The organism is Nocardiopsis sp. NPDC006938, assembly GCF_042869555.1.
Taxonomy (GTDB): domain Bacteria; phylum Actinomycetota; class Actinomycetes; order Streptosporangiales; family Streptosporangiaceae; genus Nocardiopsis.
The window spans coordinates 142,819-154,994 of the sequence record NZ_JBIAGA010000014.1 but is presented as its reverse complement, the minus strand read 5'-3'; the positions used below and the strand labels follow the sequence as shown (position 1 = coordinate 154,994).

General features: G+C 73.2%; 10 protein-coding genes. 4 read left to right on the top strand and 6 right to left on the bottom strand.

Features of this window, described 5'->3' with window-relative positions:
- The first annotated feature begins 64 nt into the window (after window positions 1-64).
- A complete protein-coding gene (locus ACFYL4_RS20755) occupies window positions 65-784 on the top strand; it encodes a cell wall anchor protein (protein WP_357759541.1) in 720 nt (239 codons plus the stop codon).
- Window positions 785-958: 174 nt separating this feature from the next.
- Window positions 959-1,747, top strand: a complete 789-nt coding sequence (locus ACFYL4_RS20750) for a hypothetical protein (protein ID WP_387520060.1) — start codon at window positions 959-961, stop codon at window positions 1,745-1,747.
- A 68-nt stretch (window positions 1,748-1,815) separates the two neighbouring features.
- On the opposite strand, the gene ACFYL4_RS20745 is transcribed toward ACFYL4_RS20750, so the two are convergent.
- Window positions 1,816-2,025 (bottom strand): dodecin, encoded by a 210-nt coding sequence (locus ACFYL4_RS20745; protein WP_357759547.1) that lies wholly within the window; start codon window positions 2,023-2,025, stop codon window positions 1,816-1,818.
- Window positions 2,026-2,571: 546 nt separating this feature from the next.
- Here ACFYL4_RS20745 and ACFYL4_RS20740 point away from each other — a divergent pair.
- On the top strand, window positions 2,572-2,832 hold the full coding sequence (locus tag ACFYL4_RS20740) for a hypothetical protein (protein WP_387520058.1): 261 nt from the start codon (window positions 2,572-2,574) through the stop codon (window positions 2,830-2,832).
- Window positions 2,833-2,836: 4 nt separating this feature from the next.
- Here ACFYL4_RS20740 and ACFYL4_RS20735 read toward each other — a convergent pair whose 3' ends face one another.
- The 4 genes from ACFYL4_RS20735 to moaA form a co-directional block, all read right to left on the bottom strand.
- A complete protein-coding gene (locus tag ACFYL4_RS20735; protein WP_387520056.1) occupies window positions 2,837-6,322 on the bottom strand; it encodes a hypothetical protein in 3,486 nt (1,161 codons plus the stop codon).
- Window positions 6,323-6,445: 123 nt separating this feature from the next.
- On the bottom strand, window positions 6,446-7,045 hold the full coding sequence (locus ACFYL4_RS20730) for a molybdenum cofactor guanylyltransferase (RefSeq protein ID WP_387520054.1): 600 nt from the start codon (window positions 7,043-7,045) through the stop codon (window positions 6,446-6,448).
- A 43-nt stretch (window positions 7,046-7,088) separates the two neighbouring features.
- Window positions 7,089-8,276: an RtcB family protein gene (locus ACFYL4_RS20725; RefSeq protein WP_387520052.1), complete on the bottom strand. Its 1,188-nt coding sequence runs from the start codon at window positions 8,274-8,276 to the stop codon at window positions 7,089-7,091.
- A 151-nt stretch (window positions 8,277-8,427) separates the two neighbouring features.
- Window positions 8,428-9,435, bottom strand: a complete 1,008-nt coding sequence (gene moaA / locus ACFYL4_RS20720) for a GTP 3',8-cyclase MoaA (RefSeq protein WP_357759936.1) — start codon at window positions 9,433-9,435, stop codon at window positions 8,428-8,430.
- Window positions 9,436-9,746: 311 nt separating this feature from the next.
- On the opposite strand from moaA, the gene ACFYL4_RS20715 reads away from it, so the two are divergent.
- On the top strand, window positions 9,747-10,568 hold the full coding sequence (locus tag ACFYL4_RS20715; RefSeq protein WP_387520050.1) for an alpha/beta hydrolase: 822 nt from the start codon (window positions 9,747-9,749) through the stop codon (window positions 10,566-10,568).
- Window positions 10,569-10,629: 61 nt separating this feature from the next.
- Here the strand turns inward: ACFYL4_RS20715 and ACFYL4_RS20710 are convergent, their stop codons facing one another.
- Window positions 10,630-12,090: a PLP-dependent aminotransferase family protein gene (locus ACFYL4_RS20710; RefSeq protein ID WP_357759565.1), complete on the bottom strand. Its 1,461-nt coding sequence runs from the start codon at window positions 12,088-12,090 to the stop codon at window positions 10,630-10,632.
- Window positions 12,091-12,176 lie beyond the last annotated feature (86 nt).

Genomic DNA, 12,176 nt, shown 5'->3' with positions numbered 1-12,176 from the left:
ACCGGTGTCGGACACTTGACCACGCACCGTTGTCAGCCCCGGGCCCGCGTGTGAACCTGGCGCGGTGACCACAGCTCAACTCTGGACCCTCGTCGCCCTGGGCGCCTTCCACGGGCTGCACCCGGGCATGGGGTGGCTGCTCGCCGTCGGCAGGGGTCTACAGGAGGGCGGGCGCCGTCAGGTGCTCACGGCCCTGCCCGCGATCGCGGCGGGGCACGCGGGGAGCGTCGCGGTGGCCGCGGTGGCGATCACCGTCACCGGTTCGGCGACCGCCTCGGTGCTCTTCCCCGTCATCGGAGGTGGCGTGATCGTGCTGGTGGGGTTGGTGGTCCTGCTGTCGCGCCACCGGTTCCACTGGCGCGACGTGCGCCTGTCGCTGTGGCAGCTGGCCGCCTGGTCCTTCCTGATGTCCTCGGCGCACGGCGCGGGGCTGATGCTCATGCCGGTGCTCGCCGGGCAGTTGCACCACACGCACGTGGAGGACGGCGGCCACGGGGCGCACGACACCGGTGGGGCGGTGGCTCCGGCGGCGGCTCCGGCCGGCGTCCCGGAAGCGGCGGCGTCCGCCGAGGGGGCGTGGAACCTGTGGGACGCCACCCTGCTCGGCCTGGCCGCCACCGGCGTGCACTCCCTGGCCATGCTCGCGGCGGCGGGCGTCGCGGCTCTGCTGGCCTACGACTTCCTCGGCGTGCACGCGCTGCGCTGGAAGGGCGTGACCATGGACCGGGTGTGGGCGCTGACCCTGCTGTTGGGCGGCGCGATGGTCCTGTGGTCGGTGTGGTGACGACGGACACCGCTGCCGCCTCCTGGGGTTGATCCCGGTCACTTCCGGGAATGAGAGCCACCCCCACCGCGTCCCATATACGCAGGAATACGTAGGTATGCCGGGCAGAACACGCACGCCTGGGGAGTCGCGGCGGCACGACCGCACCGCCCCCGGCCTGGAGGGGCGGAGTCCATGACCCACAGAGTTCCCGGGGCCGATCGGGTCCCCCGACGATGGCACGGGCTGATCCTGTCCGTGGCGATCCTGACCGTGCTGCTCGTGATCGCCATGGTGGGCGCGCGCTGGGTGACCCAGCACCACCAGCTCCTCCCCTCCACCTCGCCGTGGGGGCCGGAGTGCTCCGTCTGGACCGGGGACGAGAGGGTCGACCTGGACCGCGACCAGGCCAGGCGTGCGACCACGGCGGCCGCGGTGATCGCCCAGGGGGACGCCGCGCCCATCGAACGGCCCGACGTCGAGGACGTTCCGGACGCGGTGATGGACGCCCTGGTCAACGGCCCCGAGGACGACGCCGGGCCCGCGCTGAGCTGCCGCTACTCGGGCGAGGACGTCGAGTTCGAGGAGGAGCTGGGCTCCGGGCTGACCCCGCGCGCCAAGGCCCTCAAGAAGGGGATCGAGAACGACTTCGCCGACACCGAGATCGGCGGCTACGTCGCGGGCGGGTACGACACCGGGCACGGTGAGAAGTCGGCCCACTACGAGGGGCGCGCGCTCGACGTCTTCTACCGCCCGGTCAACGAGGACAACCGCCGCGAGGGGTGGCTGCTCGCGCACTGGCTGATCGCCCACGCCCCCGACTACCAGATCGACGTGATCATCTTCGACGACAAGATCTGGAGCACCCGGTACCCGACGATGGGATGGCGGCACTACGAGGCCGACCCCGACAACGAGATCCTGCGCCATCTCGACCACGTGCACGTGGACGTGTTGCGCGGCCCGGAGCCCGGCGACGACTGAGCAGCGGGCCCGCGGGGGCGCCCCCGCGGTGCCACCCGTGCCGCCGCGCGGCACCGCCCGGGGGACGCTCAGTCGTCCAGCCGGAACCCGACCTTGAGCCCCACCTGGAAGTGGGCGACCCCGCCGTCTTCGATCTGGCCCCGCACCTGGGTGACCTCGAACCAGTCGAGCCCGCGCAGCGTGGCCGAGGCCCGCTGGATGCCGTTGCGAATCGCCTGGTCGACACCCTCCGGCGAGGTGCCGACGATCTCCGTGACGCGGTAGGTGTGCCCGCTCATGGTCTCCCCCTGTGGGTCGGTGGTCGGGGCCGCGCGAACCCGGCCCCGTTCCCTGCCTCCCCTCAATCCCCCTTCGTCACACTGGCCTCCGGATTTCCTCCAGCGACCTTTCCCGAGAACGGATCAGAGTACTTTGCCGAAGGTTTCTGAGGACTTTGGTCCCGGTTGGGGTGCGTTTGGCCCGGGAGGAAGAGGTTCCGGCCAGGGAAAGGAGTCACCGAAGTGCCAGGGAAGGCGAGGAGAAGTACCAGACAGGCCCTGACCAGGGGCCGAGGACCCACCCTGGCGGGACTGTCCCGAGACAACGTCGTAACTCACTCTTGACGTACCCCGGGGGGCGTCGGTGTACATTGGGTCTAGCGCTTCGGTCCCCCGTCGAAGCGCGGGACGATGTTTCGAGCCCCCGTCGAAACATCGCGTGCGACGCCGGGTGGTTTGCCCCCGTAACCACCCGGCGTCGCCTTTTGTCCGCACCCGGTCGGCGTGAATACCCGTCCGTGGCCGGGGCTTGACCACCGAATCCGCTTTGTCGCCTGGGGACCAGCATTGGGTAATACCGCGCCGGACACGCACTGCTCACGCAAGGGCTGCCGAGCCCGGGCCGACTGGGCCCTCGTGTGGAACAACCCCAAGCTGCACACCGCCGACCGCCGCAAGGTGTGGGCGGCCTGCGACGAGCACCGCGCCTACCTCGCCCACTTCCTGGGGCTGCGCGGGTTCCTTCGCGAGACGGTACCGATGGCCGCGTTCCTGGAGGGTGAGGCCGCCGACCAGGAAGGCGGGGGCGGCCCCGACTCCCGCGGCTGACCCCTCACCGCACGGTGGTGGCCCAAGCCCCCAGCCGTACCTCCTCGTGGCGGCAGCGCTCCGCGACGGCCAACAGCTCGGGCCAGGGCCGGGCCCAGGAGCTGCCGTTCAGCGCGTTCCGGACCAGGGCCAGCCCGAGCAGTCCCGTCATCTGACCCACCCGACCGCCGTCGGCCTCGGCCTCGTCCAGGAGACGCCGCGCCACCTGGGCCGCGGTCTCCCATCCGACTCCCGAACCTCCGTTACGACCGCACAGCGGCCGGACCATGGAGTCCCACCGGTCATCGTGGTACCCGGGGCGTCTGGCGAGCAGCCGCGCCAGCCGAAGCAGGTGGGCCACCAGCGGCTCCGCCTCGTCAGTGTCCTCGGCGGCCCTGACAGCAAGCCGCAGATCCACCTCGAGCAGGGGGAGCGCGATGTCGAGGAGTTCGGGGCGCGCGGTGAGCAGGTCCACGGCGCGGTCGACCTGGTCGCGCATCTCCGGGTCCCCCACCGGAGCGCGGAGGCGGGCCGACTGGAGAAGGCCCGTCACCCTGCACGCCCTGCGGTGCGCGTCCCTGACGCGCTCGAGGGCACGCGTCCCCGCGACCGGAAGCGGGTTCTCGGGACCGGGCACCTGGTCCACGAGGAGTTGGAGGACCCCGGCGAGGCGCTCTTGCCCCCTGCCTCGGGCGAGGGCCTGCCAGAGCGTGGCCAGCACGCGCTCGCCCGGCTGATCCAGGTCGCAGACAGCCGCCATGACGTCGTCCAACGTTTCCGACCCCCATGCGGTCCACCACCCCCACCAGCCGCTCATCCGCCAGTGCGTTCGGCGGGGCGGCGGCAGGGCCGCGAGGGTGTCGGCCGCCGCACGCCGGACCTCCGGGGCCAGCTGTTCGGGGTTCACCCCCAGCAGGGCCACCTGAATCTCCTCCTCGGTGAAGTCCGGAACCCGTTCGGCCAGCCCGTCGAGGGCCCCCGGCGCGTCCGCGAGGCAGAGCAGGGCCGCCGCCACGGCCGCGAGCACGTCGCGGTGTTCGTCCGTTCGGCGCAGCACGCGGACCAGGGTCGCCACCGCTCCCGGCGGACGGTGCCGGACCAGCAGCCGGGCGGCGGTCCGGCGGACGGTCACCTTCCCAGATCCCTCCAACACGCGGGACAGGAGCGGACCGAGGACGGAGGGCCGGGCCCGCTCGGCGCAGCGGGACAGAGCCGGTCCGGCCGCCCTTGAGCGGGGCCCGCCCGCGTGTGCGGCGATCAGTTCGAGCGCGAGCTCGGGCTGGTCGCAACGGCCGAGCGCGGACAGGGCCGCATCCCGGAGCACGACCTCTCCGTCGTCCAGGAAGGAGGCCAGGTGCCGGTGTGCCCCGGGGAGGCCGCTGAGCGCTCGCAGGGCCGACTCGCGGTCGGCCGCGGCCAGGGCGGGTTCCGCCACGACGGCGAGCAGGTGTGCGAGGAGCCGGTCACGAGCGGCGGTCGGCCAGTCACGGAACAGCGCGCGGTCGACGCGGGGCACCCACACCGCGGCGCCGTGGGCGCCCCCGCCCGGGACGGCCGCGGCGGACTCCAGGGCGCTCAGCGCCACCGAGGCCGGGTGCCGGCGGGTCAGCAGCTCCCACACACGGGGCAGGCACGCGGTGGCCGGGTCCTCCTCGAACAGGCTGAGCGCTCTGCGGTCGCGGTCAGGACCGGTGAGGTACAGGGCGGCGGCGCGGATGGAGGTGGCGGAGCCGGGGTCGGGGTCGGCCAGCACGGCGGCCCGCAGGTGGCCGTCGAGCACGGTACCGCGGCGTCCCCTGTGGCCGAGTTCGGCGGCCAGCGCGACGGCGGGCCCGTGGTCGCCCCGGCGGCGCGCTCCGGAGAGGTATCCGCTCAGCTGTTCGAGGAGGAGGTCCTCCGCTCCGGGCGGCAGGACCTGGTACAGGCGGGGTGCGGGTCCGTGGCGGTGGGGGCCGTGTTCCTGGGGGACCCACCAGGGCCTCCGACGCCTCCGGAACGCCCACCAGGGCGCGTTGTGCCGGGGCCGGTCGGGCTCGCCCAGCCCGTCGGCGCCGAACCGCTCGACCAGCCGCCGGTAGACCCTGGTCCCCCAGAGCACCGCCGGTTCGCCGACCCGGGTGTCCGGGTGGCGCAGGACGAGCGAAGCCAGGTGCCGCAGGACGTCGCGGGTGTCGGCCGAGGTGTCGCGGGCCCGCACCGTGTCCTCCACCAGGCGGTGCAGGGACGGCAGGCAGGGCACCAGCAGGCGGGGGTCGACCTCGCACAGGGCGAGCAGGAGGGCACGGCGGACGGAGTCGCGGTCCGCGCCGTGACGCTCCACCCGCTCCGCCAGGACCCGGGCCAGGAGTACCGGGTCGCCGGTACGCGCCGTGGCCTCGACGAGGCGGGCCAAGCCCCGGGCCCTGCGGTCGGGGTCGCCGCAGGAGGCGGCCTCCCCCAGCTGTTCGGCCGCCTCGGCGTAGGGCAGGTGCGCGATGGCGTCGAGGTCCTGGTCGGGGATGTGGGAACGGCTGTTGACGCGTTGGAAGACCGCCAGTTCGGTCAGGGCCTCGCGCGCCAGATCGGCCGCCCGGTCGCGGGGCAGCAGGCCCAGGAACGGCAGCAGTCCCTCGGGGGATCGGGGGCCGTTCCACTGTGCGACGGTCCGGTCCACAAGGGTGGCTGCCTCCTTCCTGGGCAGGGACCGGAGCACGCACCGGGCGGTGGCCGGGCGGGTGCGCATCGCCCGTATCAGCTCGCGGTCGGCCCGGCGGCCCCTGGAGACCTCAGGGTGGGGTGAGCGCCGATGGGCCGCGGCATCGCAGACCCGGACGGCGTGCGGGTAGCGGCGCATCTGGTCGGGACCGACGATCTCCGCCACCCGAGCGGGTCGCACCGGGTCCAGGGCCGTGAGGGCGCGTTGCCAGCGGTGCTGGACGAACAGGTCGGCGTCCGCGGCGCCGAAACGGTCAGCGATGTGGTCGGCGAGCGTGTCCGGGTGACGGCGGGCCAGTCGACGCCACGAGCGCACCGCGTGAACGAGCTCGGGTAGTCGGTGCCGCACCGTGTCGCGGGAGCAGGCGGGTAGCAGGGCGGCCGCCTCGGCGTCGCCGTGCTCGGCCCGGACCTGCTCCAACAGGGTGTCGGCGAGTTCCGCGCGCCGCCCCTGGAAGAGGCTTCGGTACAGGGCGCGACGCAGACCGCCGGGGGCGTCGTCGAGGGCGGCCGATATCACCGGGTCCGGGAGGGGGAGCGTGCGGACGGCGCGCAGTGCAGCCCCGCGCAGCTCCATGTCGGGCCCGCTCAGGTATCCGGCGACGGTCTCGAGGTCCTTGGCGACGATCGCGGCGTGCAGGGCGTCGCGGTGGTGGCCGAGCGCGGACAGTTCGCGCTGAAGCGGTTCCGATCGTGGCGTGGAGGAGCGGAGTCGGGCGTACAGGGCCAGCTCGCGGGTGCGCGCGTGGTGACCCAGGCCCTCAAGGGAAGCGAGGAGTTCGGCGGCCGACCCGTTCGTCGGCGCGGTGGGGCTCAACGGCCCGGGCGGATTCCGCCCTTTCTGATCGTCATGGCGGCCATGATGGCCCAAGGCGGGCGCGGGGGCAAGTCCCGCAGGTCACGTGGCCCTGACCCACTCCGCCCCCTACTGCCGGGTCGATCAGCTGGGTCCCGGATGCCCCGGCGTCCGAGCGGCCCGGGCGCGTTCGAGCTCCTCGGGGGTGTCCACGTCGAACCCCTCCGGAGCGCCGGTGAGCGGTACCCGGACGGGGTCGAGGGGGCCGAGCAGGCCGTACAGCGACCGTCCGGCGTAGTCGGCCAGGGCCGCGCGCAGGGCGCGGGTGTCCCAGACCCCGGTGAGCCACTGCTCGCGGCCGCCGGTGTCCACGAACACCGCGCCGAGCGCCCCCTCATCGCCCGAGGCCAGCGCGTCACACAGGGCGCCAAGGTGATGCGCGGCCAGGTAGGGGAGGTCGGCGGCGAGCAGCGCCACCCGCGGAGCCCGCACTGCGGGAAGCCCCGCCCGCAGGGCCGGGACCGGCCCGGCGCCCGGCGGGTCCTCACGGACGTAGCGGGCCCGCGGGCGCTCGCGCGGGGGGCCGACCACGGTCACGCGGGCGTGCGGCGCGTGGTCGCGTACGGCGCCGACCACGTGTTCGAGCAGGGTGCGCGCGCCGACGGTGAGGCCCGGTTTGTCGGCGCCGCCCATACGGGTCGCCGCTCCCCCGGCCAGCACCACGGCGTCGAGGTTGTCGGTCACCCTCCCAGCATGCCGCACGCGGCGTCCGCCGGGAGGGCGGGGCTCACCCCTTGACGCACACCACCTGCCGCAGGTGGGCGACGACCTCGACCAGGTCCGTCTGGGCCTCGATCACCGACTCCAGGTCCTTGTAGGCGGCGGGGATCTCGTCCACGACGCCGAGGTCCTTGCGGCACTCCACTCCCCTGGTCTGCTCGACCAGGTCGTCCCGGGTGAACGTCTTGCGGGCCTTGTTGCGGCTCATGCGGCGTCCGGCCCCGTGCGAGGCGGAGTTGAAGGAGGCCGGGTTGCCCAGGCCCTTCACGATGTAGGTACCGGTCGCCATGCTTCCGGGAATCACCCCGAAAGCACCCGAACTCGCACGGATCGCCCCCTTGCGGGTGACGAGCACGTCCACGCCGTCGTAGGTCTCCTCCGCCACGTAGTTGTGGTGGCAGGAGATGCGCTGCTCGAACGTGGTTCCGGGCACGCGATCGGCCAGGACCTGGCAGGCCAGCGCCATCATGACGTCGCGGTTGCGGCGGGCGTAGTCCTGCGCCCAGAACAGGTCGCGCCGGTAGGCGTCCATCTCCGGGGTCCCGGACAGGAACACGGCGAGGTCGCGGTCGGGCAGGTCCTGGTTGTGCGGCAGCTCCCGGGCCCGCCCGATGTGGTGGTCGGCCAGTTCCTTGCCGATGTTGCGCGACCCCGAGTGCAGGACCATCCAGACGGTGCCCGCGTCGTCCAGGCACACCTCCAGGAAGTGGTTGCCGCCGCCCAGGGTGCCCATCTGGCGGCGGGCGCGCTCGTTGCGGGGGTGGACGGCGGGGGCCAGGTCGTCGAACCCGTTCCAGAAGCCGTCCCAGTCGGAACCTTTCAGGCCGGGCACCCGCGCGGGGTCGACGGGCTCGTCGTGGGAGTGGAACCCCACCGGGATCGCCGCCTCCAGGGCCGAACGCAGGGCTCCGAGGTCGTCGGGCAGCCGCTCCGCGGTGAGCCCGGTGCGCACGGCGGTCATGCCGCATCCGATGTCGACCCCCACGGCGGCGGGGCTGACGGCGTCGCGCATCGCGATCACCGAACCCACGGTGGCGCCCTTGCCGTAGTGGACATCGGGCATGACGGCCAGCCCGTGGGTCCAGGGCATGCGGGTGACGTTGCGCAGCTGGTCCATGGCGGCGGGCTCGACCTGCGCGGGGTCGGCCCACATGCGGATCGGCACCCGCTCGCCGGGGACTTCGGTGTAGGGCATGGGACACCTCCCGTTTCTCTCGTTCTCGCCCGGGGCACCGCGTGTGTCGTCGGTGCCCCGGATCATCAAGCCAGAGAGCGAAAGGGGACGGCAACCCCATTTCCGCGGAGACGTCCCCCGGTGCCGCCGCCGTCCGTGGCGGCGGGCCGGGTCAGCCGCCGATGGCCGACATCGGGCGGGCTGGCTGGAGAAAACTCGGGTCGTTGATGCCGTGGCCGGGGAGCTTGGACCGAACGGCCGCCCTCCAGCGTTCGGCGATCTCGTCGTCGGTGGCACCTTCGCGCAGGGGCGTGCGCAGGTCGGACTCCTCGCGGGCGAAGAGGCAGTTGCGGATCTGACCGTCGGCGGTGAGCCGGACCCGGTCGCAGGCCCCGCAGAAGGGGCGGGTGACCGATCCGATCACGCCGACCGTGGCGGGGTCCCCGTTGGGGAAGGTCCGGCCGCGCAGGTGGAAGAGCTCGGCCGGAGCGCTGCCCCGGGTGTCGGAGTCGGCCGGGGCGAGGTCGAACTCGGTCTCCAGCAGGGCCAGGATCTCGTCAGCGGTGATCATGGTGTCCCGACGCCAGCCGTGCTGGGCGTCCAGCGGCATCTGTTCGATGAACCGCAGTTCGTACCCGTGCTCCACGCAGAAGCGAAGGAGGTCGGCGGCCTCGTGGTCGTTGACGTCGCGCATGAGCACGGCGTTGACCTTCACCGGCGTCAGACCGGCGTCGGCGGCGGCGGCCAGCCCGTCCAGGACGTCGGGCAGGCGGCGGCGCCGGGCCAGCTTCTCGAAGACGACGGGGTCGAGGGTGTCGAGGGAGACGTTGACCCGGTCCAGCCCCGCCTCGGCCAGGGCCGGTGCGGTGCGCGCGAGCCCGATACCGTTGGTGGTCAGGGCGGTGAGCGGCCGAGGGGTGAGGGCGGTGGTACCCGCCACGATGGACGCCAGCCCGCGCCGGAGCAGGGGCTCGCCCCCGGTGAAGCGGACCTCCTCGATACCGAGGCGGGTGGTGCCGACGCGGATCAGGCGCAGGAGTTCGTCGTCGGTGAGCAGCTCCGGTTTGGGGAGCCACTCCAGCCCTTCCGGCGGCATGCAGTAGGTACACCTGAGGTTGCACCGATCGGTGAGCGACACACGCAGGTCCGTCGCCACGCGGCCATAGGAGTCGGCCAGCACGAGCGTCATCCTCCTCTCTCCAGTCCGGGTTGCCTGTCGGGGAAGCAGGGGGCACACCCACGAGTGGGATACCCCCACACAAGCGTAGAAGATCCAGTTTCGCGGCGAGTCGCCTCAATCACACCATTTGGCATATTTCGTCGACTCGCACGAGAGCGGGCCGCCGCCCCTGGCCCATACCCCAAACACGCGCGGTGTCCCGGCGCCGACCACGCGCCCCGACACCGGGACGCCGATGATCTAGGGTGACCACTCCGGCGGCGACCACCCGATCGTCGCAGACGACCACGGCAACGAGGAGACAGGACACGGTGATCAGCACACGTGAGTGGGGGCTGGCCGGAGGACCCGACGGTTCGGAGAGGCTCGCGGCACGCGCCTGGGCCCCCACCGAAGGCGAACCGACCTGGCTGGCCGTGCTCGTCCACGGCTACGGCGAGCACCTGGGCCGCTACGAGCAGGTCGCCCGGGACCTGTGCGCGGCCGGAGCGGCGGTCTACGGCGCCGACCACCGGGGCCACGGCGGCTCCTCCGGCGAACGCGTCCTCATCGAGGACTTCTCGGGGGTCGTCGAGGACGTGCACCGGGTCGTCACCCAGGCCCGCACCGCCTACCGCAGCCTCCCCCTGGTGATGGTCGGCCACTCCATGGGCGGGCTGATCGCCACCCGCTACGCGCAGGTCCACCCCGGCGCCGTCCAGGCCCTGGCGCTGTCCGGTCCGGTCCTCGGGCGCTGGAGCGCCCTGGAGGAGCTCGCCGCCGCGGAGGTGATCCCGGATGCCCCCATCGACCCCGCCACCCTCTCGCGCGACCCCGGGGTCGGGGCGGCGTACGCGGCCGACGAGCTCGTCTGGCACGGCCCCTTCAAGCGCACCACCGTGAACGCCCTGACCACCGAACTGGAGCGGGGCAACGCCGCGGGGAGCCTCGGCTCCCTCCCCCTGCTCTGGGTGCACGGCCACGAGGACCGACTGGTGCCGCCGACCGACTCCAAGGTGGGGATCGAGGCGGTCGCGGGTGAGGACGTCACCGTACGAATCTTCCCCGGCGCGCGGCACGAGGTGTTCAACGAGACCAACCGCGACGAGGTGATCGCCGAAGTGGTCCGCTTCGCCCGGCGCTTCGCCGTCTGACGGCGCCCCCACCGGTCGGCCCCCGCCCGCGCGGCCCGGCCGACCGGCGGCGCCGGTCGGCTCAGACGTACAGCCGACCGCGCGGCTGCGAGGGGTGGGCCAGGGTCTCGGCGTAGGCCGCGGCCAGGCGTTCCACGGCGTCGGCCAACACGTCCGGCGGACGGGTGTAGGCCAGGCGGAGGTAACGCTCCAACGTGCCGTCCACGCCGAACACCGGCCCCGCCGCAGGGTGCACCCCGTGCCGGACGGCGGCCTCCGAGAGCGCCGTCGCCACCGGCTGCGGCATGGCGGCCCACAGCACCAGGCCGCCGCCGGGCACGCTGGGCCGCCACTCCGGCAGGCGCTCGCGCAGGCTGGCCAGGAGGGCGTCGCGGTTGCGGCGCAGTTGTCGGCTGCGTTCGGCCCGGATACGCAGCACGTCGGACATCAGGTGGGTCGCGGTGAGCTGGTCGTGCACCGACCCGGCCAGGTCGAAGCGCTGTCGGATCGCCATGACGCGGCTGACCATCGGCGGGGTCGCACGCACCCAGCCCACCCGCAGTCCTCCCCAGAACAGCTTCGCCACCGAACCCACCGTCAGCACGCGCCCGTCGGTGTCGTGCGCCGCCACCGGGGCGGGCAGGTCGCCGGAGTCGATGGCCAGTTCGGCCCCGGACTCGTCGATGATCAGATGGCTCCCGGCCCTGCGGGCCTCACGGACCAGGACCCGGCGTTCGTCGTCGTCCATGAGCGCACCGGTCGGGTTGTGGAAGTCCGGGATCATGTAGGCCACCGAGGGCCTGCGCTGACGGAAGGCGTCCACCAGGTAGTCCATGTCCCACCCTTGCGGGGTCACCCCCGTGGTGCGGACGCGGGCGCCGTTGCGGCGGGCCGCGTCCAGCCCGTGCGGATAGGTGGGCGACTCCAACAGCACCTCGTCCCCCTCGTTGACCAGCAGGTCCATGGCCAGGGTGACGCCCTGCTGGGCGCCGCTGGTGACGAAGATCTGCTCGGGGGTGGTGGGCAGGCCCCGCTCCACGTACCGGCGGGCGATGGCGTGCCGCAGCTCCGGAAGCCCGTAGGGGTAGTAGCCGATCCCTCCCACGTGCGCGGCCAGCTGTTCGGAGGCGTGGAAGGCGGCCTCGCGCAGGCCGTCGACCGCCGGGGGCGCGGCCACCCCGAGGTCGATCTGTTCGGCTGCGGGGACGAACGGCGCGGGGCCCCGGGTTCCCGAGTCCGGCAGGACCGTCCAGCTCCCCGCGCCCTGCCTGCTGTCGAGGAAGCTGTTCTCCCGCAGCCAGGCGTAGGCCGCGGTGACGGTGTTACGGCTCACCCCCAGGGCCGCCGCCAGGTCGCGTTCGGCGGGCAACCGCGTGTGGGTGGGCACCCTGCCGTCCAGGACCAGCCCGCTCACGGCACGGGCGATCGCGAGGTAGTAGGGGCGTTCGACGGGGGCCTCGCCGATCAGCCGGGCGAGAAGCCGACCGTTGATCCTCCGGGTACCGCCGCCGGTACCGGGGTGGTCGGTGCGCTGCCTCGCCATGGGGTTCACCTCACCAGGGGAGAAATCGGGCCAGTTGCTGGGATTGGCTCTTCAATCCGCACCCCGCCTGGGCCACGATACCGATG

Coding starts and splice junctions, on each gene's coding strand:
- ACFYL4_RS20750 (WP_387520060.1), top strand. CDS start 959: ATGACCCACAGAGTTCCCGGGGCCGATCGGGTCCCCCGACGATGGCAC.
- ACFYL4_RS20710 (WP_357759565.1), bottom strand. CDS start 12,090: ATGGCGAGGCAGCGCACCGACCACCCCGGTACCGGCGGCGGTACCCGG.
- ACFYL4_RS20745 (WP_357759547.1), bottom strand. CDS start 2,025: ATGAGCGGGCACACCTACCGCGTCACGGAGATCGTCGGCACCTCGCCG.
- ACFYL4_RS20725 (WP_387520052.1), bottom strand. CDS start 8,276: ATGCCCTACACCGAAGTCCCCGGCGAGCGGGTGCCGATCCGCATGTGG.